Genomic DNA, 25,409 nt, shown 5'->3' on the forward strand with positions numbered 1-25,409 from the left:
TGTCGCCTAATGCGTTGCGGCTTTATTCGCAGTGCGTATTGCGTTATGGCTTAATGCATTGTGGTTTTATGCATTGTGGTTTATGCATTGTGCCTACCTGCGTTGCATTTAGCATTCTGGCAATCTACACTTTCTGCGTTTTCGATCCCGTGATGGTCAGATACCCCATCTGCATCTTTTTCTCGATGCTTCGGACAAACTCAAGCTCGGTTACACGGGCTTTTTCAGGCTCCGCAACTCCACTTCATGCAGAATTATAGAACTGTCTCCGGCTTGAAGAATGCCGGCAAATACTTCTTGTTCGCTTCCAGCATCTCATCCAGCAGCTTCTTCGCTACAGTGACGGAAGGCACGAGCGGATGATGCACCAGCGCCTGCAATGCGATGCCGCGATCGCCGGTGATGGCGGCTTCAATCGTCAATTGCTCATACACTTTCACGGCATGCATCAGGCCCTTCACGTGGGAAGGAACCTTTTGCGGGGCGAGCGGAATCGGGCCCTGGCCGGTTACGACACAGTTGACCTCGATGCTTGCGTCCGCCGGCAAGAAATCGTAGATGTTCCCGTTGGCTACGTTCAGCGTCTGAATATCATGGCGGTCATTATAAATCGATGTCATCAGATTGACCGCCGCTTCGGAATAGTAAGCTCCGCCCCGCTGCTCCAGCTGCTTCGGCTTCTCTGCCAGGTTCTCATCCTTATAGAGCTCGAACAGCTCCTCTTCCACCCGGCTGACGACATCCGCGCGGGTGCCATCCTTCTCTAGGGATGCCAGCATGTCTGCGAACATCGTGTCCGTCATATAGAAATACTTCAGATAATAGGTCGGAATGGCCTGGAGCGAACGAATAAAATCCGCATCCCAGCCGAAGGTCGGCACGTTCTTGGCCGTGTAGGATTTGCCTCCGTCCAGAAGCTCCGGCATCTTCTCCTCCCCGTTCACGATCGCCGAGGTTACCCAGTGCAAATGGTTAATGCCGACGAATTCGGCCAGCACCTCTTTTTCCGATACGCCATACTCTTTCGCGAGGAATTTTTGGAAGTTGATCGGCGAATTGCACAGGCCGACGGTTTTCACCTTGCTGTGCTTGAGCACAGCCTCGGTCACGATTCCGGCCGGGTTCGTGAAGTTCAGCATCCACGCATTCGGCGCCAGCTCCTCGATGTCCCGGCAGATGTCCAGAATGACCGGAACCGTACGCAGCGCTTTCATCATCCCTCCCGGACCGGTCGTCTCCTGGCCGATAACGCCGTTCATAATCGGGATATGCTCATCCAGCTTGCGGGCGGCCAGCAAGCCGACACGCATCTGGGTCGTAACGAAATCCGCGCCTTCAATCGCCTGCCGGCGGTCCAGCGTCAAATGTACCTCGATGGGAAGACCCGCCTGCTGCACCATGCGTTTGGCCAAATTCCCTACGATCTCCAGCTTATGCTTGCCTTCTTCAATATCCACGAACCACAGTTCGCGAATCGGCATTTGCTCGTAGTTGCGGATAAAGCCTTCCACAATCTCCGGCGTGTAGGAGGAGCCTCCCCCGATTACCGCTATTTTCAAACCTGCTGCCATATGAATCCCTCCAAGGTAAATATCAGATCAAAACGCAACGTTTCCCCGGCATCCGGTCAAATTGTCGTACTCAGGCTCACGAAACAGCCGTTTCTTCAAACGTGAATGCCTTGAGCTTGGCTTCGGTCTGCGAATCTATGGTCCGCCCGTCCGCATCCATCGCACAGAGCAGCGCTCCGGCTACCGGATCGGATGTCAGCCTTACGCACCGGGCGTAAGGCGCCCGGACGGCCACAACCCGTTCTATCGCATCCGTAAGGATCGAGCTGTTCGGACGGTTGAGTACGCTGCCGATATACACAATATCGAATGCTTCATCGGACATGCCCAGCCGCCGGATCAGCGTGCAAACGGCATTGCCCAGTTCCTCGCCTTCGGTCTGAAGAATTCGGGTCGCGACTTCATCGCCGGCTTCTGCCGCCTTGAACAAGGTCTTGACCAGGGTCGGCGGAATGGAGATCCGTCCGTAGAGGACATCCTCGTACATTGGCTCAACCGAGGCGTACCCCATCTGCTCCAGCACGAGCGAAGTCAGCATGGTGGCAGGTCCCCGCTCATCCCAAGCGCGAACCACCGCCCGGAAGGCCAGCGTAGCAAAACCGGATCCGCCGGCGTATCCGTCGCCGTAGAGGAATCCGAAGCCGCCGTACTGCAGCTCCGCCCCCTCGCGGTTCCGGGCTGCGCTGTTAAAGCCGGTGCCGCAGATCAGTGCCGCACCATAAGGCCGGCTCGTTCCGGCCCGCATACCGATGATCGTATCGCAGGCGATATCATGCCGTCGGTAACCCAAAGCCCCGATCATGGGGCGCAGGATTTCGTAGTCGGCTTCCCGATCCGCGCCGGCCAGGCCGAAATACGCGTATTCGATGTCGTCCTTGGATACGCCGGCCTCCCGAAGAGCGCTGTTGCAGGCCTCCTCGATATTGCGCGCCGCCTGCTCCCGGTTAATCTGGTGATTCCCGTTCCCGGATGCCCCCTTGCCAACAATGTTGCCTTGATCGTCGCAGATGACGGCATGGGTCTTGCTCCCGCCGGCATCCACTCCCAGATACAAACTCATGGACATTCACTCCTAGACGCCGAACCATTTGGCGTTATGTGATGGTATATGTTTAAGATACCGCTTCCATAAGCGCCCCTTCTACTGTTATACACCCGAGGAGTGATACGATCTTACTGTTTCTCTGCACTGTGCGATAAACGAGGGAGCGGGCTGCCGACAGAGGCACGCTCCCGGATGTCGCTGGGCGATGCGCCAATATGCTGCTTGAACAGCCGGTTGAAGTTGGAGAGATTGCGGAATCCGCAGGTCTGCGCGATCTCGATAATCTTCGCATCCGTTGTTTCCAATAGATGCACCGCGTGAGTCAAGCGAAGCTGAATCAGGTAATGATGCGGGGATGTGCCGACAGCCTGATGGAACAACGCGCTGAATCGGGAAGGGCTCAGATGCGTCATATCCGACAGCTCCTTCAAGGTCCATCCGTAATCCAGGTGAAGCTCCATCGTCCGAAGCACTTCCTTCAGGGCATGCATGCCCCTTCCCTTAATCGGCCGGTCCTCCGCAAGCGGTGCCGACAGATGCCGGTTCGCCAGGCTCAGAAAGCGAATAAGGTCCGAGCGGATCAGACTCATATAGGAGGTGCCTTGAGCTCTGTGCTCCTCCATCATGCTCATAAGCAGCCGGGCCATTTCAGGGCGAATCGGGGATTCCCGGTCTACCATCCCCAAGGAGCGGAACGGGTTCATCAGTTCGGGATCGAACTTCAAATCCAGCGAAAGCAGCGAAGGATCGAACATAATGACGTCCATGATCAGATTATCCGTCTCATAGGCGCGGTGGAGCGCGTTACTATTGATGAATACGATGTCTCCTTCTTGAAACGACAGCTTCATCCCGTTGATCAAAATAAAGCCCGTGCCGCTTCGGATATGATTAAGCTCCAGCGCATGGTGCCAATGCAGCCGCTGTGCGCCGACAAATATGCCGCGTGTCGTCGATGCGGTAAAAGGAAAAGCGGCATTCGAAAAATCAATGGCGTCCGGAACAACGCCCTGCGGACGTTCCACCATTCATGCACCTCCAGCGAGTCGTTATCGTCATTTTGTAAAAAAATCACGGCCAATCCCTATCGTTCTCCATATCGTATCATGCTCGCCGGGCAAACGAAAACAGGCAGCGCCCAAGCAGCGCTGCCCTTTGCCCGAATTCGGATGATAACTCCCGCTTCTCCTCCAAAACCTTCGCTTCTATGCCTCTATTCGATGGGCAGCCGCTTTCTTCGCGTTCCTTGCCGATCCCTGTGCTTCGCACCCATTCCTCTTTCGTTCCCCGTCCGTCACTGGAACCTTTACCATATCGCTACGCACCTATCCGAACCCTCATCTCGAAAATACATTGAAATTTTCTCATCGAAAGTCTCGTTAAGAATCTCTCTGGCACGTACTTATCCGATCCTCGTCGAGACACTCCGTTCCAATAACGCAAGCTGCTCGGGCAGCCGAACCACCTCGCCCAACAGGATGAGCGCAGGGTTACCCAGTTTCACCGCCTTTGCCAGGTCATGCATATTCTCGAGCGTGCAAATGAAGGTGCGCTGGCGGCTCGTTGTCCCCTGCTCAATGAGCGCGACAGGCGTCGATCCCGCTTTGCCGTGCTGCAGCAGCTGCTCTCGGATATACGGCAGCTGGCTGACACCCATGTAGATCGCCAGCGTATCCACCCCGTGCGCCAACAAATCCCACCGGACAGGCGAGCCATCCTCGTGGCAGCGGCTGCCCGTTACGCAGGCGAAGGAAGCGGCCAGGCCGCGGTGCGTCAGCGGGATCGAGGCTGAAGCCGCCGCTCCGACGGCGGACGTAATTCCCGGAACGACCTCATAAGGAATGCCGGCTGCCGCCAGTGCCAGCGCCTCCTCCCCGCCGCGTCCGAAAACGAAGGGATCTCCTCCCTTCAGCCTCACCACCCGCTTCCCTTGCATCGCATAGGCGACAAGACGCCGGTTGATGTCTTCCTGAGAGGCCGCATGCCGGCCCGGCGCCTTGCCGCAATAGATGCGCTCAGCTTCATGCGGCGCGTCCTCCAGCAGCTCTTCATTGACGAGGCGGTCATACAGAATGACCTCAGCCTGCCGGATTCGTTTCATCGCCTTTACCGTAATCAACTCCGGGTCTCCCGGTCCCGCTCCGACGATACTGACCATCCCCAATGCCCGCACGGCCTGCACCTCCTGTCTCTTTTTCTGATTTAGCGTTCGTTCAGCGTGCTTACATCACGATATAAATCGAGCCGCTCGTGCCGTCAATTTCCGTCCGGTACGTCGTTACGCAGCCATCGTCAGGTTCATAGACCCGGCCGCTCGCCAGATCGATCTTCCAGTCATGCAGCGGGCAGTGCACCGCCGTTCCGCATACCATGCCTTCCGACAGCTTCCCGCCCTTATGAGGACAGCGGTTCTCGACGGCCTTGACGCTGCCGTCGCTCAGCCTGAATACCGCGATTTCCGTATCCTCGATCCGGAAGGTACGCGCCCCCTTCGCATCGATTTCCGCCAAACTTGCCACCCGAATTTTGCTCATGATCTTCTCGCCCCCAAACCTTCACCGGTTCCCGCTTCCGCCAGTGGCATGAAGTTCTTGCGAAGCTCCGGATTATCTATGATTTCTTTCCAAGGATCAGTGGTGTAGCTGAGCGTTTCCTCGATCCGGGATACGAGCGCAAGACGCTCCTCACGGCTTTCCAGCGCCGCCTTCACCTCATCCAGGTCAATCCGCTCGATCCAAACGGAGGTGCGCTCGTTCCAGTTCGCTGTCTCGCGGTAATACTGGAGATAAGCGCCGGTCCATTCCATCACGTCCTCCTCGGTCTTCACCGTGCACAGCAGCTCCGATTCCCGAACCTTAACGCCGCCATTGCCGCCGACATAGATCTCCCAGCCGCCGTCGATCGCCACGACGCCCAGATCCTTAATGGTGGCTTCGGCGCAGTTACGAGGACAGCCGGATACGGCAAGCTTTACTTTAGCCGGCGTATTGAGCCGCTCGAAAGCCTTCTCCATCTGGATCCCCATGCCGATCGAATCCTGGGTGCCGAATCGGCAGAAGGTCGAGCCCACGCAGGTCTTTACGGTGCGGAGCGCCTTGCCGTAAGCGTGTCCGGAAGGCATATCGAGCTCCTCCCAAATCTTCGGCAGGTCTTCCTTTTTTACGCCCAGCAGATCGAGCCGCTGCCCGCCCGTAAATTTGACCATGGGCACATCGTATTTCTCGGCGACGGCTGCAATCCGCTTCAGATCCGCCGGCGACGTTACCCCGCCATATACCCGCGGAACGACGGAATACGTGCCGTCTTTCTGGATGTTGGCGTGAAACCGCTCGTTCGTAAACCGGGATTCCTTCTCGTCCTTATACTCGGACGGCCACAGCATCCCCAAATAGTAGTTGAGCGCCGGGCGGCATTTCGAGCAACCTTCCGGCTCATTCCAGCCCAGGACGTTCATCACTTCCTTCACGCTGACCAGGTGCATCTCCTTGATCTTTTCGATTATTTCATCGCGGTCCATCGTCGTGCAGCCGCAAATGCCTTCCTTCACCGGCTCGCCGGCCCCTTCACCGCCGTAGATCGACAGCAATCCTTCAACTTCCGGCCTGCAGCCGCCGCAGGAGCCGGATGCCTTGGTACAAGCCTTGATCTTGCCCACCGTGCTGCACCCGTCCGCGATGGCCTCCATGATTCGCCCCTTCGTCACGCCGTTGCAGCCGCATATGATCTCGTCGACGGAATACGCCTCGAGCCTTGCCAGCGGCGATGCGGAAGTTTGCCCGGCCGGGTAGCCAAGCAGCAATTCCTTCTCGCGCCCGGTGACGGATTCCCCGCTCTTGATCAAGGAAAACAGCGAGGTCCCATCCGATGTGTCCCCGAATAGAACGGCGCCGATCATGCGCTCTCCCTTCATGACAATCTTCTTGTACACGCCCTCGATATCATCCTGATACCGTAGGGATCGCGTATCCGGGGCATCATTGAACATGCCGGCGGAAAATACATCGACACCCGAAACCTTCAGCTTCGTGGACGTTACGGAGCCTGCGTAACCGGAGGTTTCGACGCCGGCCAAGTGCTTGGCAAGCACGGCCCCTTGCTCATACAGAGGGGCCACCAGTCCATAAGCGATCCCCCGGTGCTCGGCACACTCTCCAACTGCATAGATGCCGGGAACGCTCGTCTCCAGAAAATCATTTACGACGATGCCGCGGTTCACCTGCAGCCCGGCCGACTTGGCCAGCTCGACGTTGGGCAGAATCCCGACCGCCATAACGATCAGATCGGCCTGAAGCCGGCTGCCATCGGAAAATTCCAATCCGTCTGCGCGGCGTTTGCCGGTAATGGCCGCCGTCTGTTTCTCAAGAAGGAAGCTCATTCCCTGCGCTTCAAGCTCGCGCTGCAGCATTTCCGAAGCCGGCGGATCCAGCTGACGTTCCATCAAATACTTGTTCAGATGAACGACCGTCACGTCCATGCCCAGATTCAGCAATCCCCGTGCCGCCTCGAGTCCGAGCAGCCCGCCGCCGATGACGGCTGCCTTCTTGTATTTTTTCGAAGCCTCGATCATCATTTCGCAGTCATGGATATCACGGAAGCCGATCACGCCTTCCTTGCGCACGCCCGGCAGCGGAAGCATGAACGGATTCGAGCCGGTTGCGATAATCAGCTTGTCGTAGTCGGAAACGACGCCGGATGCCGATACGACCTTGCGGTGTACGGTATCGATCGATGCGACGGCATCCCCCGTAAAAAGCCGGATGCCGTTTTCCGCATACCAGTCACGGTCATTAATGATGATGTCCTTCATGTCCGTGCCCCCGGCCAGCACCTTCGACAGCATAATCCGGTTATAGTTCGGATGAGGCTCTGCGCCAAACACGGTCATGTCATAAGCCCCCGGCGCCAACTTCAACACATGCTCAATCGTTCGTACGCCCGCCATCCCGTTGCCGACCAGCACCAATTTCTCAGGTTTGTTCATCACGATTTCCTCTCCTCTTCGGGTATGTTCAGGTTTTCGCCTAACAACATAAAAAGCCTGACCGCCGCAATCGCAAGAGATCCATCTCTCTTGTCGTTTGAGGCGAAGTCAGGCTTCGTTGCCGCTTCGAACGGATACACCGTTGTATCCGTGACTTACGATTTTCGTTTTATTGTCCTTAACTATATAAGACGCATTTCACTATGTCAATATTCATGACACAATTTAGCCACAAAATAATTTTATCATGGAACATGTAAACTTTTATTACGTTTATGATCGAAGCAGAGAATATCCGTTATATCGGTATTTCTTTGAACTAAATCAGGGTTCCATCGACCAAACAATGTAAATTTTCCGAACATTACGGGAAGATTTCCTCTTTATGAAAAATTGAAAATGCGTTATCATCATAAAAACACCCCATTTTCAATTACGAAATCCGGTTTGTTTCAAGCACAAACTCACTGTTTGTGTAATATTTTATAACATAAATGATAGACATACGTTTATAAGCTTTCGTATAGGAGGGATTCCTTAGATGCGCCGCTTACTCCTTATTCACGAACACGTCGCCCATGCTTCCAAACCGAACCAAGCTTCAGCCGAGGCCAGCGCCGTTGCCGAGGAGAACCTGAGCGAGGGCGGCTATCATGTATATACGGCCTGTTCAGCTGCGGATCTCCCGCGCTGCATCCACGAGGTCGATGCGGCTGTCGTCCATCTGCCGATCGCCAAGATCGCAGGATGGCAAAGGAATCTGGAAAAGCTGAGGCCCGTCCCTATGCTTTGGTGGTGCAGTTCTTACTCAGGCACGTCCTCCGCTGATTATTGCCAAGATGACGCTCCGATTGACGGGATTCTGACTCCTTCCATGAGCCCATCCGAGCTTCATTGGGCCCTCCATGTCGGGGCAAAGCAATTTCTCGACCGGCAGCAGTGGCACACCGAGCGGCAGCAGCTGCGTTCCAAGCTGGAGGAACGGAAATGGATCGATATGGCCAAGGGTATCCTGAGCGACATCAACCGGATCTCCGAGGCAGAGGCCTATGATATGCTCCGGCGCAAAGCCATGAACGAACGAAAGCGGATCGTGGATGTCGCCACCTCCATCGTCAAGGCGCACCAGCAGCTGAAAGCATGATACAAGAATGGAGGTTGAAGAAGAATGACGATGATCAAGTTGCTGAAGGAAGTCGGACGGGGAAAACGGGGCTCTCGGGATTTGAATTATAACGAGGCCGTCTCTGCTGCCGAATGGATTCTGGAAGACAAGGCTACCCCTGCCCAAATCGGCGCCTTCTTTATGGCCGAACGAATGAAGATGGAAAGCGTGGAGGAATTGGAGGCCTTCATCAAGGCCCTGCGTGACCGATCTTTCCGTAAAGCGGTCCATGCCGGACTCGATTGCGCAGGACCTTATGACGGCAGAAAGACGTCCTTCTACGCCTCGTTTCCGACTGCCTTTCTGCTCGCAGCCGCCGGGCTGCCGGTTACGCTGCACGGCAGCGCTTCGCTGCCCCCGAAATGGGGAATTACGGTAAACGACCTATTGCTGTGCAAAGGGATTGATCCCGCCAGCATTACGCCCGAGCAGTCCATTCTGGCCGCCCAGCTCACTGGCGTGCTGTTCGCGGATGCCGAGCAGTGGTGTCCTCCCCTGGGCTCCATCCGCCCGATCCGCGAGGAGATCGGCATGCGCACGATCCTGAACACCGCCGAGAAGCTGATCGACTTCTCCCACTCGCCCTACCTCGTGTACGGCGTCTATCACAACACCGTCTTCGACCGGATGTCACAGCTACTCCAAAACCTTCGTTACCGTAAGGCACTGATCGTACAAGGGGCCGAGGGCTCGGAGGATCTGCATATCCATCGGGCGACCCGCGTACAGCTGGTGCACCAAGGGCATTCCGAGCTTCATCTGATCGACCCCGAGCTGTTCGGCCTCGAGGCTCAGCTTCCGGAGATCGAGTGGACCGCGGAGGAGCAGCTGCGGGTGACCGAGGAAGTTTTGCAGGGTAAGGGGCACATCGCGTTTACGAACCAGGTCCTCCTTAACGCTGCTGTAAGGCTTCATCTCTGCGAGCGCGCCGCTTCCGTAGAAGAAGGGCTGTACACCCTCAAATCCCTGCTCGACAACAGGCTGGCATGGTACGTCTACGACCGGTGGCTGCGTACACTGCTGGAGCATCCGGCGCAAGGGTCCGCTTCATCGATCAGATAACGAAAACGATCAGGCCCGATCCCATTTGTTCTGCAAAAGGGCCACCCGCAATCCTCATCTCCCCTTTCGGAAGACAACTAAAAAAGGACTGCAGCCAGGCCTATATCATGATGAAGGCCATAAAGCTGCAGTCCTTAAACTGCTGAATAAAAAACTGTCGTCTCTAATTAGGAATGCTCCGCCGCATCCGCCAGCGGCAGCTCGATTACCCAACCGAACGGATCTTCAAGGATGCCGCGCTGGATGCCGGTAATTGCGTCATAAACCCGGCTCGACAGCTCCCCGGTAACGCCTTGCCCGATCACCAGCTTCTCATCCTGCCATTCCAAAGACCCGATCGGCGAGATCACCGCGGCCGTTCCGGTGCCAAACGCCTCAACCAGCGTTCCGCTGCGGTGTGCGTCAATGATTTCATCGATGGAAATGGCCCGTTCCTCTACCGGAATCCCCCAATGCTGGAGCAGCTGAATGACCGAGCTGCGGGTCACTCCGTCCAGGATACTTCCGTTCAGCGCCGGCGTAATGACCGTATCGCCCAGCTTGAAGAATACGTTCATGCTGCCGACCTCCTCGATGTACTTCCGATGCACGCCGTCCAGCCAGAGCACTTGGGAATAGCCCTTCGCCGTAGCTTCGTCCTGCGCTTTCAAGCCTGCTGCATAGTTGCCTGCGGTCTTGGCATTGCCTACGCCTCCTACTACGGCACGAACGTATTTCGGCTCCACATAAATGCCGACCGGATTGATGCCTTCCGCATAGTATGAGCCGACCACCGACAGAATGATCATGAATTTGTATTGAAGGGATGGGGCCACGCCCAGCACCGGCTCGGTTGCGATAACGAACGGCCGGATATAGAGCGAAGTACCGGGCTCGGAAGGAATCCAGTCCCGATCAACGAGAACGATCTGCTTCAGAGCCTCAAGCACCAGCTCTTCGTCCAGATCCGGAATGCTGAGTCGGCGGTTGGACAAGTTGAGGCGCTCGATATTTTTGTTAGGACGGAACATCAGAATCCGGCGATCCTCGGTCAGATATGCCTTCAAGCCTTCGAACACCGTCTGCCCGTAATGGAACACCTTGGCCGCAGGATCCAGCTGAATCGGCTGATACGGAACGATCCGCGGATCATGCCACCCTTTCTTCGCATCATAATCCAATATAAACATATGGTCGGTAAAGACCGTGCCGAAAGCCTGGTTGTGATGGGCCGGCTTCGGTTTTGGGGACGACGTCAATTCAACGGGTATCGTGTAAGTCATTATGCATACATCTCCTTATCTGCAAGCGTTATTAGTTGAATCATATCAATCGATACCCTATATTAAAAGTATCTGATTTATAGGGATACCATACCTTTTAAGTATAGAGAGGGGCCACTTGAATCCATGGATATTCGCCAGCTCCGTTATTTCCTGACAATTGCCCAGGAAGGCCAGATCACCCGCGCAGCTAAACAGCTGAATATGGAGCAGCCTCCCCTCAGCCGGCAGCTGAAGCTGATGGAAGAGGAGCTTGGCGTCACGCTGTTCGAGCGCAGCGGCAAGCAGCTTCGGCTGACCCATGCCGGCGAGCTCCTGCAACAACGGGCCGACTCGCTGCTTAATCAGTTCAACGAGACGCTGACGGAGGTGAAGGAACTTCATGCCGGCATCCGCGGCATGCTGTCCATCGGCGCGGTCGTTTCCTGCATCTCGCTGCTGCCCCAGCGCATCCATTCCTTCCGGCAAACATATCCCGAGGTCACCTTCAAAATCCGGGAAGGCGACCATTCCCTGCTGGCCGACCAGCTGGATCAGCGCCATATCGAGCTTGCGGTGACCCGCCTCCCGTTCGAATCGCGCTTTGATCCGGAACGTTATGCCGTGCTGCCCTTGCCCTCCGATCCGTTCGTTGCCGTTCTCCCCGGCAGCTGGGAATGCGGGCCGACGCGAGGGCAAATCTCAATGCGTGAGCTGGCAGAGCATCCGTTCCTGTCGCTAAAGACCGACCAGACCAAAGGCATGCATGAGCGGGTCATCCAGGAATTCAACCGCAGCGGCCACCCGCCGCGCGTCATATGCGAATGCTCCAGCGTCGCGATCATCGTGGCATTGGTCGCCGAAGGGATCGGCGCCACGATTTTGCCGGAATCGGTCATGTCCTCCTTCGCCATCCCCAACATCCGGACAATGACCATACTCAGCGCCGATTTCCAATCCGATGTCGGAATCGTCTGGCTCAAAGATCATGTGCTATCCAATCGCGCCCGACATTTTCTGAACACTTTTATAGAATAACATTATTGGAGGCTTATCGTCTTCTCCATGTTTATCCGGTGCCGCGCCAATGATCCGCAGCCCGGACGGCCCCCGCTCTGCCTGTACACCCTTCATGCACGAAAATTTAATGACTGATCAAGCCAAACAGGGAGAGCTGTTACGCTCTATATAACATCCTCCCCGTTTATTCACCGCCGGAGAACGCGATTTCCGCAATTGTTCCGCAGCTTGTAAAGCCGATATTGCGGTATACTCGATTCGAATCAGAATTGGCTTGATCCGCATACAGCATCGGTGTAAGACCCTCCCGGTTCAGAAGCAGACCAAGCTCAGCTACAAGGACGCTGTGATACCCCTTCTTCCACTCTTCCTTCGGCGTATAGACGGCGTTAATGCCTTGAACGCCTCCCCTCCAAGCGCTTCATCCATGGGCACCAGCCTCTCCAGCATCATTCGCCACCCTCTCCTCTCATTCCGGGCCGATAAACGACAAAAAGACCCCGTCCCCATAGGGACGGAGCCTTGCTCCGCGTTACCACCCTGATTCGCGCCGGCTCTTCCGGCACGCACTCTTCGCCATCATCCATCAATGATGCCCCATGGATAACGGCAGGGAACTCCCGGATCAGCTTCACGTCATGGACAGTCGGCTGATCTGCTCCGAGGTGATGGCCTGTTCATCGCCGCTTCCGCTGCTTTGCACCCACCAGCAGCTCTCTGATTCGAAGCATCCATACGATGCCGGCGTCCTCTTCAGCGCATTTGTTTCGAAAATTTTATTCAGTTTAATCCGTTTGCGTTAAGCTGTCAAGGCTGAAATTCGTCCATCAACCCGCCGTTTTATGCAAATCCAGTCTATTTATTGGTGAACCGAAAGACCAGCATTTCTCCTTTTTCCGGATGGACGCCATCCAGTTCGGAGTATTTTCCGCCTGTATACGTATTCAGCGTCTTGCGCCAAAAAATCTGCGTGCTCATATTCCGTTCCGTCGGGTTGGTCTGAAGCTCCCACGCGCCTTGGAACTGATCGAACACAAGCTCAGCTGCTCGCCGCGCTACACCTTGTCTTCGATAAGTCCGAAGCACGAAAAAATCGCTTAAGTAATATTGAATATTGGGCGACGGAACCTGCGGCGGTGTAGAAACCAGCGCGAAACCGGCGGCAATGTCATCCACTGTGATCAGATAAGGAAAGAGAACCGACGGCTGCTCCCACCACACGTCCAGCAGTTTGCTCTGCTCGCTCAAGGTCGGCACATCCCCCTTCTCAAACACTCCATATCGGTTAGGATGGATCCCCCATATTTCAGCGATGTCATGCAAGTACAGCGGATAGAGGTTGTGCAGAATAAATGACTGTTCTTTCGGGCATAAACGCACTTCAATATTCAAGATCAATCCCCTCCCTAATCAATCATTTCAAGCAGGTTAAAATCCCGGTGAGTATGTTTAGAATAACATATTTCCCAGACCAAGATATCGACAAGTATGTAAATTTCGTTACGCATGCCATACAGGGCTGCGGATTGCTCTCCGCAAGTCAAAGCCGCCTCACGATCATTATATGACAGACAGCCTTTCCAAATATTTCTTGATCAGCCTATAAATATCCTGCACGCATCCGGCAGCGATTTAATTGGATTCTTAGGATCACAATCCCTCTCGGGCATCCGCTACATATATAAGCAGAGAACCTCTCTCTATAAGGTTGTCATAAATTCACAGGATTATGAGCACTCCACATCCCCTCCGGCAAAGCCCAAAAAAAGAGCCAACCGAATTTCATCGGCCGGCTCCTTGCTCCAATCTGCCCTCGCGGCAGCATGGATGGGAGAGGATTCCCTCAATCACTTCTTGCGTATTAGGTCAGTCCCAGCATGTTACGTGCCATCGCAAGCACTTCTTCCTGTTCCGTCAGCAACGCAAATTGTCCGACAGCCACCGGATACGCCGCGTATTGCTCTACGATATGGTCGTACATCCGCGGCCACACCTTCCCGCCGGCTTGCTCGTATCGCTCCAGCAGCAGCTTCAGGTTATCCTCGCCGTGAACGGCATAGTACAGAATGAAATCCTTGCCCGGGTTCGTCACTTCAGCCTCTGTCCAATCCAAAAGCCCGGTAACTTGAACCTGGCTGTCGATTAAAATATGCGGAGGATGGAGGTCGCCATGGACAAGCGACGAATGGCCCGGCCAATAGGAGTCATCACCGATCCATTTCTGCCAGCGGTCCCACAGCGCCGCGGATACTCCCAGGCGGCTTCGCACCTCCTCCATATTCCGCGCCATCTCTTCCCAGGCTTCCTGCGGACTCTTCACCCGGAGGCCGGCTGCCCGAGCATCCTCGTGATCGATGCCGTGGAGAGCTGCCAGCGCCTGTGCCAGCGAATCGACGAATCGCTCGCCCGGCTGCACAGGATCCATGTTCCACGCATACCCTTCCGCACCGACAGATGCGGCAGGCTGACCGCTAAGCAGCGGATAAGCGATAAGCTCTGGCGTGTAGATCCGCCAATCCGGTACGGCAACCGGCAGACGGGGCTGAATCAGCTTAAGCACCCGAGCCTCATTGTCCGCCCGTTCGAGCACATCTCCACGCCGCGGCTTACGCAGTACCCAAGACACACCTTCGGCATCCTCGGCAATGCCGACCAGAAAATCCATGCCGGATTCATTCATTTCGATGCCGTCAGGGCTCAGTTCCACCCCGTGCTCCCCTGCGATCGCCACCATGTCCCGGATAATTTCGGTATAATCCTGAGAATGAGCTGTTGTCATATAAAAACGCCTCCTTGATATCGTTATCACCCTCGCAAGCTTCTTGAGTCAAACAACAAAAAAGCACAGGCAATCATCACCTGTGCTCAGCGTAATCGACAATGGGGCGCTTGCTTCCGCCACGATCCCCTATGTCCGAGTGCACGAAAATAACCCCATCCCGGAAGACAGTAAAGGACACAGCAAATCATCCCCCACCTGCTTCGGATAGTCTTAATTTATTCGTCACTCATGACTATGGGTTACGTAAAATTGGCAGACCCATCCCGATTACCCTGCTTGAGCAGCAGGCCTCTTCATCGCGTATTCCATTAGCCGCGAAAAGATCTCAATCGGGAATAATCCAACACACGTAACCCTCCGTTCATCCTAAGTTGCATTTAGAATAACAGATTGGAGCAGGCAATACAAGGGATGATTTGGATTTAATCATTCTTTCCCTGCTATGTAGTTAGAGGATAGCCAATTCTCTCCAAGCCCGCTTCAGTCCGGTTGGGACCAACGGATTTCCTTCGTCCATCAACAGCCGCCCCCGCGGTCAGCTCGCCTTATGCGAGGAATTCAGCTCGGCAACCGGCGGGACCGCGGGTTTCTTTTGCGCCAGACACAACGCCAGTCCCGTAAACAGGAAACCGCCGGCAATGTTGCCAAGCGTCACGGGAATTTGATTCCATAGCCACCAATCCCCCAGACTAACGCCCGCTCCCATCAGCATGCCGGTCGGAATGACGAACAGATTGACTACTGCGTGCTCAAACCCTTGACCGAAGAAAATCACAATCGGCAGCCACATGGCGGCAATCTTGCCGCCTGTGCTCCGGGAGGCGTTAGCCATGACAGCCCCCAGGCACACCATCCAGTTGCACAGCATCGCCTTCACAAACACCGTTCCCATCCCTGCCCAGCCTAGCGAAGCATAACCAATCGTCTTCGCTTCAGCAGCGCCCCGTATAAGGTCAATAACGCCGCCCTCTTGTACATGCCCGAACTGTGTCACCGCCGCGTAATAGAGCAGCCCATAGAATACCGAGCCGATAAGGTGCCCGATAAATACCCACGTCCAGCTGGCAAGCATCCGCAAGGCCGTCGTTTTCCTTTCCATAACCGCGAGCGGAATGAGGGCGAAGTTGCCCGTAACCAGCTCCAGTCCAAGCAGCACGATGATGACGAACCCGGCGGGAAACAACAAGGCACCCGCCATGCCGATCCCCGTCTGGGCCGTTGCCGTAAAGGCCAGCGTCGTGGCAAATCCAAGCAAGGCTCCGCCCAAAAATCCCCGCAGCAGCATTTGCTCAACGGTCAGCTGCGATTTACTCGTCCCCGCTTGAATCATGGCTTCTACTACTTGATCCGGCTTTACATAGGACATGGTATCCCCCTCCTTCTGGGTGTATGGAACTGAACTGCCGCCCCCCATTACCACTTTTTATAAGTCAGAAACTTTCCGTTTAACGTGACGACCACCCGGTCTCCCTTCGGATCCTCCACACGCTGTATATCCATCTCATAGTCGATCGCAGACATGATGCCGTCGCCGAATTTCTCGTGGATCAAGTCCTTGATCGCCGGTCCGTACACCAGCAAGATTTCATAGAAGCGATATATCAGCGGGTCCGTCGGAGGCATAGGCACCGTCGTTCCACGGTATGGAATAACGGTCAAAGCCGCAACCGCCTCCGGATCCAGCCCAAGCAAATCCCCGACCTTGGCACTCTCTTCATTCGTCAGCGTCCCCTGTCCCAGCAGCGCCGTTGCCGTCCAGGCCTCCGAACGGTCGATTACGCTTGCGATATCGATCCACTTTAACCCCAATTTGCGTTTGGCCTCCACGATTCGTCTTGTGACCTCGGCTCTCTCCATGCATCCTCTCTCCTTTGTAAAAAGTAGTCTTACTCTCTACTGATCGATAAAAAATGAATTAATGTCATGTTTTCGTACGTACAATATGAAAATCTGGTCTAATTATACGAATTTTGTTTATTATAAGTCAATAAAATTAACATTAATTATGATTTTTATAAGACCATTTCAGTAAATAGATTAATTGGCGTCATATTAAATAACATAATCACAACAAAAAAATGGCATCCTCTTCAGGACGCCATCCATCTTCATTTCATAATCGCTGCAACAGAATACTGTTTTCGAATCAAGCCTCCACCTGCGCATGCTCTTTACAGAACGCAGTGAGCTCCTCCTCTTCTTCCGGCTCCATATCAAAATCAAGATACCGATCGGTCGTTCGCTCGTAGAAATCGTATTTTACAATTCGGGAATCAGCCCCGTCTTTGAGAAAGATCACCCGCAGGTAAACTCCCTGTTCAGAATAAAGCTCGTCCTCCTCCGGCACGTCCAGATCGCATACGAACTCATATCGCTGCCCTGCCAGGATCCCGAACGGATCTTGAATCAACTCTACGCTGTATTCCTTAATCGTCAGCATTAAATCTCACCCTTTCTGTCACACTTCTACATTATAAACCACGAAAACGCCCTGCCACACCTTAAAGATAGGTTCTTATCCCGGAGGACAAATGGATCAATTTTTCATTTCTCTATGCTTTTATCTCTTACACCTGATCCTTCAAATATTCTACGATCAAGAAGAAGTCGTTCTGATAAAAAAAGGAGTTGACGCAAATTGCCGATCAAGGACCAGCTGACGATCACCGTGGAGAAAGGCAGCCACCGGTATTCCTTAACCTCCCCGCTTGGCGGGATCGAACGGTTTACCGTCGTCGTGAATGATCAATTCACCAATGCGCCGAACACGACGCAAATCGCAAGCGGGGCAGGCAAGAGCAGCGCTGCCGGGAACAATGCCGCAATCCGCTCTCCGTTTACGTACCAGCAGCAAAGCGTCGGCGCAGGCGGCATCGCCAAAAACCTCGGCCTTAAGAACCCGCTGCATCATGGTGTCAGACCGGATGGTAAGCATCCTAAGTCCAAGAAACATCAGAAAGAAGTGGTCTTCGTCATTAATAAGCAGGTGGTCAGATTGCCGAGATCAAGTCGGAACGCCTCGGCCACCCAGATTGCGAGCGGCGCCGGAGACTTCAGTACAGGCGGCACCAACTCGGCGATTGAAAGCCGGGGCACCCGGCAGCAGCACGCCGTCGGTGGAGGGAGCGGCAGCAAAGCGATCAATCGGGATGTTCGCCGCAAGAAGGTTCAGTCCAAGCACCGCCGTCCGCATCACGGAAAGTGAAGCGTTTAGTGGCTGCATTCCAACAAAGAAGGGACCCTGATCAGGGTCCCTCTCGTATTGATATCAAGGATAGCCGTGCCTGTTGTCACGTGTTACACGGATTCTCCTTGGCCTGTCCGTTCTTTGCCCTTCAAGGTGGCCGCGAAGGATCTTGTCATCGTCTTGATCTGCTCCACCTTCCGGTAGCGGAGGGCCGACCAATCCTCGTCGATGGCGATCTGCCGCACCGGCTCATAGCCTTCATCCGCCAAAATGCCGGCGATGCTGTCCCGGCTGCAGTCGGAATTCTTGTAAGTTTTGGACGTCTTCTTCGGATAGCAGAGCCAGAGCAAGCCGTTATCCGCTACGGCGCTCGCTGCAATCTTGGCCAGCTCCCGCAGCTGCCCGTTGCTTGTTCCGAATGCCTGAACGAAATCATAGGGAGCTTGCACCGGCTCCGTATGAACCTCCCCTTGAAGCGAGCGAATAACCTCCTGATAGGCCTCCGGCGCGTTCAAGATCAGCACGGGCTGGCCCAAGTCTTTATACTGCAGCTTTTTCACAACCGGATGGGTTTCCAGCATATTGGTTCATTCCTTTCCGCCTGATGTGTCAGGGTCAATAGCAATCGAGGGCTCTCTAGCAGAAAAAAGCATACCGCTTCGTGAGGATATGCTTTTCCCACTACCCTAAGGCGAGCAGCTCTCCAGTTACTGCGCCTTCTTGATCTGCTTGCTCCGCAATTGGCCGCAGGCGGCATCGATATCGGTGCCGTGCTCTAGCCGTACGCTAACGCTGATGCCCTGCTTCTTCAATGTATCGTAGAATGCAGTGATCGTCTCCTTGGAGCTCCGCTGATATTGACTATGCTCATCCACCGGATTGTAAGGGATGAGATTGACGTTCGCCAGGCTGCGACGATCGCCGACCAGCTCCGCAAGCTCAAGCGCATGCTCTCGCTGATCATTGACATCCTTCAGCAGAATGTATTCGAGCGTAATGCGGCGCTTCGTTTTTTCCAAATAATAATCGATGGCCTCCATCAGCTTCTCGATCGGGATGGCCTTGTTAATCTTCATGATTCTCGTGCGCAGCTCATTGTTCGGCGCATGCAGGGAGATCGCCAGATTCGTATTCAGATCGCTGTCCGCGAACTCAATAATTTTGTTGGCCAGCCCGCTTGTGGACACCGTGATATGGCGTGGTCCGATAGCAAGTCCCTTATGGTCCTTGATCACCCGGATAAAGTTCGCCATGTTGTCATAGTTATCGAACGGCTCGCCGATCCCCATCACGACCAGGTGACTCACCCGCTCATCCTGGCCTCTGCGGTCCAGATGAAGCTGAACCTGCATCACCTGCTCGACGATTTCCGCAGCCGTCAGATCCCGGCTCTTCTTCAGAAGGCCGCTGGCACAGAAGCTGCAGCCAATGTTGCAGCCAACTTGGGTTGTTACGCAAACGGACAACCCGAATTTATGGCGCATGAGCACCGTCTCGATCAGGTTGCCGTCAGCAAGCCTGAACAGAAACTTGACCGTCCCGTCAATCGACTCCTGCTTCGTATGCTCCTCCAGCGTCACAATCGCAAAGTGCTCCTCCAGCAGCTCAAGGCATGAAGGATGCACGTCGGTCATCTCCGAAAATGCCGTAACCCGTGAGCGGTACAGCCATTCCCACACCCGGGTCGCCCGGGACTTCTTATGGCCCCGCTGGCCGAGCCAATCGACCAGCTGATCTAATGTCAATCCATAAATGGATGGTTTATTCATGATGGATATCCTCTTTCTATAAACAACATTTATTATGAGGCATATTGCAAAAATCCAAAGGGCGACTTTCAATCAGCAATATATAGACCGAATGGTTTAGTTCGTCTGTGTATTGTACCTGGAAGCGACCGGAATCGAATTTTGCAAATTCCTGATATATCAAACCTTACGGCGAGAAACGGACACCTGATAGCCCACTCTGTATTGTCCCAAAATTTCAACACGAACACAAGGGGAGTTATAGGCAATTCACGCTTCTTATACGCAAATCAGGATTGACATATCCAATAAATACCTTTATGTTTATCATTGACTGACTTAATCAATCATAAATATCTATAAGAGAAGGGAGACACTCAACACTCATTTCGTTATGGACGATCACCGCTATTTGTCCTGCACCTGTAATCTAAATTTGAATTTCAGAAGATATTTTTCGTTTATCATTGACTGATTAAATCAATCTATATTTGGAGGTTTCGTATGAAAACAAAAGGCAAAGCGCTCATTCTAGGCGGAGGCATAGCCGGACTATTCACTGCAACCGTGTTATCCAAGCATTATGAAGAGGTGATCATCACGGATCGGGATGAGTTTCCGGCAGGACCGGAAAATCGGTCGGGTACGCCGCAGGCCTATCATCCGCACCGTTTCCTTGCGCGCGGCAAAATGATCGTTGAAAGCTGGTTCCCTGGCATAACCGAGGAATTGCTTCAGCAAGGGGCGCATCCTCGAGAAATGAAATCCGTTAAGATGACCAATCGCTACGGCACGCTGGAAATGCCCGATGAGCCCAATGCAGGGTGCAGCAGATCCCTGTTTGAGTGGACCCTCCGCAACAGAGTGATCCAAATGCCTAATGTGACTCTCTTACCAAAGCTTGCAGCGCAGGAATTACTGCATGACGCGGACAGGAATGCCGTTACCGGCGTTGTTTTCCGGGACAAAAACGTCAGGGAATCAACGCTTGTTCAAATAAATGCGAATCTGGTCGTGGATGCAAGCGGACGCGGTTCCAAGCTCGCTGATTGGTTGCAGAACCTTGGTTACGCGGTACCGGAAGCAGAGAAACTGCACGTATCCCTAGGATATAGTACGCGGCACTATAGGGTTCCAGAAGAAATCCAGGCTGTATGGAGCACCATCCTGAATGATGGAGATCCCTCCCTTGGTATCGGCACGGCTGTGTTCAATCCGATCGAGAACCACATCGCAGAGGTTGTTCTGTACCGCGCGGGAGGAGCTTCCTATCCGACAACCGACCATCAGTTGTACGACCAGGAGGCGCAAAATCTGTTCGGTTCCACCATCGGAGATTTGCTTCAGCAGCTTGAACCAATCTCAAGCCCGCGGGGCTACCGGATTGAGGAATGCGTGAGACAGCATTTCGAGCAGATGGAGGATTGGCCTTCCGGTCTGCTGGTGCTCGGCGATGCCTTCTGCAGCTTCGATCCGATATTCGGCCAAGGCATGACGGTGGCGGCCATCCAGGCAGATGCGCTGGACCAGTACTTGCAATCGAGGCAAAATGAAGTCCTGCTTGAGGAGGGATTCGAACGCTTCGCCCTTCTAAAGATGCAATCCGCCATGGAGCCTGCATGGTGGCTTAGCACTGCCGCGGATCTCAGATGGCCGGGGGTGACATACGAAGGCCACCTGTCCGCCCAAGGGTTTTCTTTTGCCCAGAGGCTGTTCGATATATGCCAGGAGCTGGCTTATGCTCATAACGATATGGCCGTATTCGAACAGTATATGATGGTAACGGGTCTTTTCGCTTCGCCGCAGGCTTTGTTTAATGCAGAGTATATCAACTCGCTTGTGAATGCGGATCTATCGGGAAAAGGCAAAGCTTGGCTCCATCAGGTATTACAGGAGGTGAATTTGCCGCTGGAGGAACTACTCGCGCGGATCATCCCGGTTTTTAATAACGAATTTCTGCCCTTATCCATGGGATTGCCCGAATAAATCAAATGCGTTATTGTTGTTATCAGCACGAGAATACCAGGATGAGGGATGGACGCAATGACCCCTTTAAACGAAGAACAATTGCATCAAATACGCGACGAACGAAAAGAACAAATCATGCGAGCTGCCATCAAAGTATTTTCTAAAAGAGGAATCTTCGGAACCAAAATGAGCATGATTGCCAGCGAAGCCGGAGTCAGCCACGGCCTTCTCTATCACTACTTCAAATCCAAAGACGAGTTGTTCATCACGCTCGTTCAATGGTCGATGGAGGAAGCTCGGCAAGCGTTCTCCGAAATCTATAACGTACCCGGTACCCCTCTTGAGAAAATCGCTCTGCTAACCTCAATGATTCTCCAAGAGGATGATAATTCGCACTTTATGCTGATTCAGCAAGCACGCACCTCGGATGGCGTGCCCGAAGAGGCCAAGCGGATTATCGAGAACTATTCCATCCATGCTTTTGTTGACCAGTTGATGCCGCTGTTCGAAGCAGGGCAGGATGCCGGGGAGATTGCGGCTGGCGATCTGAGAGAGCTCGTAGCCTGTTATTTATCCGTGTTATCAGGATTAATGACGCTGAAGTCCCAAGAGGACCCGAGCTATACGCCCCCGAAGGCGGAGCTGCTGCTGCGACTGCTTAGGAACGGATAAGGATCATAACGCAAACCAAACACACCTCCCATGAAACCACCGGATCTTTTCCGCACATTTCATAAAAGGTGTGTTTTTGACTATTATCGTGTATCAGAGGGGCGTCTCGGGTTCATGCTTCTCCTGTTCCCGAATCTGCGAGCCGTCGCTCAGCGTAATCCAAGTGTCGAACTGCCGCTGTCCTTCATGCAGGCGAATAACCCTCGCACCACGGAGCATGCCTTCCCGGCCATATGTACCATAACCGGTAGCTCTGCCGTAGCAAAGCCGGATGCCGTAGAGTTCACCCCAGTAATCGTTAATGTGATCATGTCCGGCGAACGTGCCCATCACATCGCCCCGCTCCAGCATGGCCGCGAACAAACCGGTGTTCAGCTGCGGGCAGCACACTGCCTCAAACTTGTTGCCATAACACGTCCGGCGTTCCCATACATCCCTGTATTCCGGAATCGGGATGTGGAAGAAGGCCAATGCCGGCATGGAGTCGCCGCCACGCTTTACGCTGTATGCGGCAGACGCCATTTCATACCAGCGGATCTGATCGCGCCGAATCCAATCATAGCCTTCAACGGCCGGATGCTGTGACATTTCGCCCGAATCGAAGAAATACAGCACGGCCTCAGCCGTATCTTCCCCTTTTCCGTAAATAGGAAGCGTGTAGTTGCCGACACCGCTAATTTCCGGCGGCCCAGGCTCCGAACAGCAGCCGGGAAGATCCATGGCAGCCTTCATTAATTCCTCCCGCGTAATATCGCCTTCCGTATCATGATTGCCGAATACGAATGCCCAGCGAATCCCCCGAGATTCCGCCGCGAATACGGCATCCTTGAAAGCCTGAACCGGGTCCAGGCAGCTTGCGGAGCTATCCCCTGTCTCCCCCGTATAGATAATATCTCCAGTAAACACAACGAGATCGGGTTGTTCCAGGTCCAGCACCGCCTCCATGCACTGCCGGCTCGCTAAGTCTTGCGCATCGCCATTCCTCCAGTGAATGTCGGTAAACTGTACGATCGTAAACGTCTGATCTTCTTTAAAGCGGAGTACGGGCTTCATATTGCAGCCTCCCTTAATTTCGGTTTGCGGTTTTTGTGTGAATTGTTGTTGTTTTATGTGTATATTAGAGGGTATTCCATGATTTCGTCAATGATTTTTGTTGACATGATGAGGTAACTGCCATAATAATTAGTTGAAATCAACAACACTGGTCAATATCAGTCATACATATGTGAGGTGAATCCGCAATGTCCGTAACCTATGAAGACCGGCGGCAAAAAATCCTGCATCAATTGGAGCTTGAAGGCAAGGTCCAGGTTCACGCCCTCGCGAAGCAGCTGGATGTATCCGCCGAAACGATCCGCAGGGATCTGGACCGCTTGGAGAAAGAAGGCAAGCTGCGCAAAGTTTACGGCGGTGCCGTCAAATCGCGCTCCGGACAGATCGAACCGTCCTTCCTAAGCCGTTCGCAGACGCATTCGGAAGAAAAGGCCGCGATCGGCAAGCTGGCAGCTTCCCTTGTTAAAGACGGGGAGACCATTCTGCTGGACAACGGAACGACCACGATCGAGGTGGTGCGTTATCTTCAGGACCGCCCGCATGTCACGGTCATCACGCACTCGGTGCCTATTCTCAATCTGGCGATGGAGATTTTTCAGGGGAAGATTATTTTTATCGGCGGGGATATGGACCGGACCAAACAGGCTGCAACCGGCCCGCTTACCGAAATGCTGCTGGAACAGTTCAAGGTGAATAAAGCGTTTATCTCTGTCGGGGGCATCTCGTTAACCGACGGCATTACCGATTATGATGTGGATGAAGCCTACATATCCCGAAAAATGCTGGAGCGTGCGGAGGAAGGCATCGTTCTCGCCGATCATTCGAAGCTCGGGGTAACCACATTCTCGAAGCTCGCGAAGCTGGAGGACATCTCCATGCTCATCACGGATCCAGGCTGCCCGCAGGAATGGGTGGATAATCTGTCTGCTCGCGGGATCGAAGTTCTTACCGGGCCGATCTGATGGAGCTTCTGGCCCTGCTTCTGGTCCTGTCATCCGGTCTGACGCATGCGCTCTGGAATCTGTTTACGAAGCGAAGCATTCATAAATCGGTATTTCTGTGGTGCATTCATTCGGTAACCTTAATCATTCTGATGCCCTATTTCTGGATCGAAATGTCGCAGCTCACGCTGAGCCCGAAAGTATACGGCTTCATTCTGCTGTCCATGACCATACAAGGAGGCTACATCCTCCTGCTCTCTAAAGCTTATACGCATGGGGATATGTCCCAGGTCTATCCGTTCATGCGGGGGCTCGGCGCCATGCTGACTTCCCTTTGCAGCCTGGTTCTATTTCACGAGCAAATGAGCACCGCCGGCGTCCTTGGGCTATCCGCCATTATTTTCTCTTTATTCGCCTTATCGGGGATCCGGGCCGGCTCACGTCACAATGTGAATGGAAAAGCGCTTATTTATGCCTGTCTGGTGGGGCTCTGCATTTCAGGCTATACGCTCACGGACAAGGCGATTCTGGATGCCGGAGTTTCCCCCGTGCTGTTAATCCAGTTATCGAATATCAGCTATTTCATCGCGCTTATCATCCCTGTCCTGCGATCCGGACAACTGAAGCGGGAATGGTCCGTTAACTGGCGCACCATACTGCTCGGCTCTGTTCTGGCGCCAGGCTCGTACCTGTTGTTTCTGTTTGCCATGAGGCTGACGCCGCTTGCCCATATTGCACCGATCCGTGAGATCAGCACCGTATTCGGCACGATATTCGGCATTCTTATACTCCGGGAGCAGCAGGGCTCGCGCCGAATCGTGATGTCCGCGCTGATCACATTAGGCATCATCACCATCGCAATCTGGGGTTAGCTCTCGTCTCGTCGGTAAGTCAACCATGTATGAGTCCTGAGTCCAACACTGCCATTCTATGTATCATCAAAATGTACCGATCATGTACATAACAAGGAGGC

24 protein-coding genes are annotated in these 25,409 nt (G+C 53.9%); 8 read left to right on the forward strand and 16 right to left on the reverse strand.

The features are described from left to right. Positions 1-254 precede the first annotated feature (254 nt). The 6 genes from J2Z18_RS01530 to nirB form a co-directional block, all read right to left on the reverse strand. A complete protein-coding gene (locus J2Z18_RS01530; protein WP_007128960.1) occupies positions 255-1,571 on the reverse strand; it encodes a 6-phospho-beta-glucosidase in 1,317 nt (438 codons plus the stop codon). Positions 1,572-1,647: 76 nt separating this feature from the next. Beyond that, positions 1,648-2,631 (reverse strand): N-acetylglucosamine kinase, encoded by a 984-nt coding sequence (locus J2Z18_RS01535; RefSeq protein ID WP_007128961.1) that lies wholly within the window; start codon positions 2,629-2,631, stop codon positions 1,648-1,650. A gap of 113 nt (positions 2,632-2,744) precedes the next feature. Beyond that, positions 2,745-3,644 carry an AraC family transcriptional regulator gene (locus tag J2Z18_RS01540; protein ID WP_028404024.1) on the reverse strand — a complete coding sequence of 300 codons (900 nt, stop codon included), beginning with the start codon at positions 3,642-3,644 and terminating at the stop codon, positions 2,745-2,747. Positions 3,645-4,018: 374 nt separating this feature from the next. After that, entirely contained in the window at positions 4,019-4,774 is a 756-nt protein-coding gene (cobA, locus tag J2Z18_RS01545; protein WP_034272406.1) for a uroporphyrinogen-III C-methyltransferase, read from the reverse strand. 64 nt (positions 4,775-4,838) lie between these two features. Beyond that, the gene (nirD, locus tag J2Z18_RS01550; RefSeq protein ID WP_007128964.1) at positions 4,839-5,150 is read right to left on the reverse strand and encodes a nitrite reductase small subunit NirD; all 312 of its coding nucleotides are present in this window, start codon (positions 5,148-5,150) and stop codon (positions 4,839-4,841) included. After that, a complete protein-coding gene (gene nirB, locus J2Z18_RS01555; protein ID WP_210094172.1) occupies positions 5,147-7,597 on the reverse strand; it encodes a nitrite reductase large subunit NirB in 2,451 nt (816 codons plus the stop codon). The genes nirD and nirB overlap by 4 nt, the downstream gene beginning before the upstream one ends. 541 nt (positions 7,598-8,138) lie before the next feature. On the opposite strand from nirB, the gene J2Z18_RS01560 reads away from it, so the two are divergent. Next, positions 8,139-8,741 (forward strand): ANTAR domain-containing response regulator, encoded by a 603-nt coding sequence (locus tag J2Z18_RS01560; protein WP_007128966.1) that lies wholly within the window; start codon positions 8,139-8,141, stop codon positions 8,739-8,741. A gap of 24 nt (positions 8,742-8,765) precedes the next feature. After that, positions 8,766-9,824 carry an anthranilate phosphoribosyltransferase gene (locus J2Z18_RS01565; RefSeq protein ID WP_028404022.1) on the forward strand — a complete coding sequence of 353 codons (1,059 nt, stop codon included), beginning with the start codon at positions 8,766-8,768 and terminating at the stop codon, positions 9,822-9,824. Between the two features lie 167 nt (positions 9,825-9,991). On the opposite strand, the gene J2Z18_RS01570 is transcribed toward J2Z18_RS01565, so the two are convergent. Beyond that, on the reverse strand, positions 9,992-11,086 hold the full coding sequence (locus tag J2Z18_RS01570) for a branched-chain amino acid aminotransferase (RefSeq protein ID WP_028404021.1): 1,095 nt from the start codon (positions 11,084-11,086) through the stop codon (positions 9,992-9,994). 126 nt (positions 11,087-11,212) lie between these two features. Here J2Z18_RS01570 and J2Z18_RS01575 point away from each other — a divergent pair, with 126 nt between their 5' ends. Then, on the forward strand, positions 11,213-12,103 hold the full coding sequence (locus J2Z18_RS01575; protein ID WP_007128969.1) for a LysR family transcriptional regulator: 891 nt from the start codon (positions 11,213-11,215) through the stop codon (positions 12,101-12,103). A 166-nt stretch (positions 12,104-12,269) separates the two neighbouring features. Here the strand turns inward: J2Z18_RS01575 and J2Z18_RS01580 are convergent, their stop codons facing one another. From J2Z18_RS01580 to J2Z18_RS01605, 6 genes are all read right to left on the reverse strand, one after another. After that, positions 12,270-12,479 (reverse strand): GNAT family N-acetyltransferase, encoded by a 210-nt coding sequence (locus J2Z18_RS01580; RefSeq protein WP_210094173.1) that lies wholly within the window; start codon positions 12,477-12,479, stop codon positions 12,270-12,272. Positions 12,480-12,940: 461 nt separating this feature from the next. Next, the gene (locus J2Z18_RS01585) at positions 12,941-13,477 is read right to left on the reverse strand and encodes a GNAT family N-acetyltransferase (RefSeq protein WP_007128971.1); all 537 of its coding nucleotides are present in this window, start codon (positions 13,475-13,477) and stop codon (positions 12,941-12,943) included. A gap of 469 nt (positions 13,478-13,946) precedes the next feature. Beyond that, entirely contained in the window at positions 13,947-14,864 is a 918-nt protein-coding gene (locus J2Z18_RS01590) for a macrolide 2'-phosphotransferase (RefSeq protein ID WP_210094066.1), read from the reverse strand. 538 nt (positions 14,865-15,402) lie between these two features. Beyond that, positions 15,403-16,233, reverse strand: a complete 831-nt coding sequence (locus J2Z18_RS01595; RefSeq protein WP_210094067.1) for a formate/nitrite transporter family protein — start codon at positions 16,231-16,233, stop codon at positions 15,403-15,405. A gap of 47 nt (positions 16,234-16,280) precedes the next feature. Beyond that, positions 16,281-16,724, reverse strand: coding sequence for a cyanase (cynS, locus tag J2Z18_RS01600; protein ID WP_007128974.1), 444 nt, complete (start codon positions 16,722-16,724; stop codon positions 16,281-16,283). 289 nt (positions 16,725-17,013) lie between these two features. After that, on the reverse strand, positions 17,014-17,307 hold the full coding sequence (locus J2Z18_RS01605; RefSeq protein WP_007128975.1) for a DUF6509 family protein: 294 nt from the start codon (positions 17,305-17,307) through the stop codon (positions 17,014-17,016). Positions 17,308-17,505: 198 nt separating this feature from the next. Here J2Z18_RS01605 and J2Z18_RS01610 point away from each other — a divergent pair, with 198 nt between their 5' ends. Next, a complete protein-coding gene (locus J2Z18_RS01610) occupies positions 17,506-18,072 on the forward strand; it encodes a hypothetical protein (RefSeq protein ID WP_007128976.1) in 567 nt (188 codons plus the stop codon). A 92-nt stretch (positions 18,073-18,164) separates the two neighbouring features. On the opposite strand, the gene J2Z18_RS01615 is transcribed toward J2Z18_RS01610, so the two are convergent. Further along, a complete protein-coding gene (locus J2Z18_RS01615; RefSeq protein ID WP_210094068.1) occupies positions 18,165-18,635 on the reverse strand; it encodes a DUF3052 domain-containing protein in 471 nt (156 codons plus the stop codon). A 126-nt stretch (positions 18,636-18,761) separates the two neighbouring features. After that, positions 18,762-19,823, reverse strand: coding sequence for a dual-specificity RNA methyltransferase RlmN (gene rlmN / locus J2Z18_RS01620; protein ID WP_210094069.1), 1,062 nt, complete (start codon positions 19,821-19,823; stop codon positions 18,762-18,764). Between the two features lie 483 nt (positions 19,824-20,306). Between rlmN and J2Z18_RS01625 the strand changes: the two genes are divergently transcribed. Continuing rightward, complete coding sequence (locus J2Z18_RS01625; protein WP_210094070.1) at positions 20,307-21,788, forward strand: NAD(P)/FAD-dependent oxidoreductase; 1,482 nt, start codon at positions 20,307-20,309, stop codon at positions 21,786-21,788. 57 nt (positions 21,789-21,845) lie between these two features. Further along, entirely contained in the window at positions 21,846-22,442 is a 597-nt protein-coding gene (locus tag J2Z18_RS01630) for a TetR/AcrR family transcriptional regulator (protein WP_210094071.1), read from the forward strand. Positions 22,443-22,535: 93 nt separating this feature from the next. On the opposite strand, the gene J2Z18_RS01635 is transcribed toward J2Z18_RS01630, so the two are convergent. Then, a complete protein-coding gene (locus J2Z18_RS01635; protein ID WP_210094072.1) occupies positions 22,536-23,495 on the reverse strand; it encodes a metallophosphoesterase family protein in 960 nt (319 codons plus the stop codon). A gap of 188 nt (positions 23,496-23,683) precedes the next feature. Here J2Z18_RS01635 and J2Z18_RS01640 point away from each other — a divergent pair, with 188 nt between their 5' ends. Both J2Z18_RS01640 and J2Z18_RS01645 read left to right on the forward strand, forming a co-directional pair. Beyond that, on the forward strand, positions 23,684-24,457 hold the full coding sequence (locus J2Z18_RS01640) for a DeoR/GlpR family DNA-binding transcription regulator (RefSeq protein ID WP_007128982.1): 774 nt from the start codon (positions 23,684-23,686) through the stop codon (positions 24,455-24,457). Then, positions 24,457-25,308 (forward strand): DMT family transporter, encoded by an 852-nt coding sequence (locus J2Z18_RS01645; protein ID WP_007128983.1) that lies wholly within the window; start codon positions 24,457-24,459, stop codon positions 25,306-25,308. The genes J2Z18_RS01640 and J2Z18_RS01645 overlap by 1 nt, the downstream gene beginning before the upstream one ends. Positions 25,309-25,409: the final 101 nt, after the last annotated feature.

It is taken from the genome of Paenibacillus lactis (genome assembly GCF_017873605.1).
In the GTDB taxonomy this organism is placed as follows: domain Bacteria; phylum Bacillota; class Bacilli; order Paenibacillales; family Paenibacillaceae; genus Paenibacillus_AQ; species Paenibacillus_AQ lactis.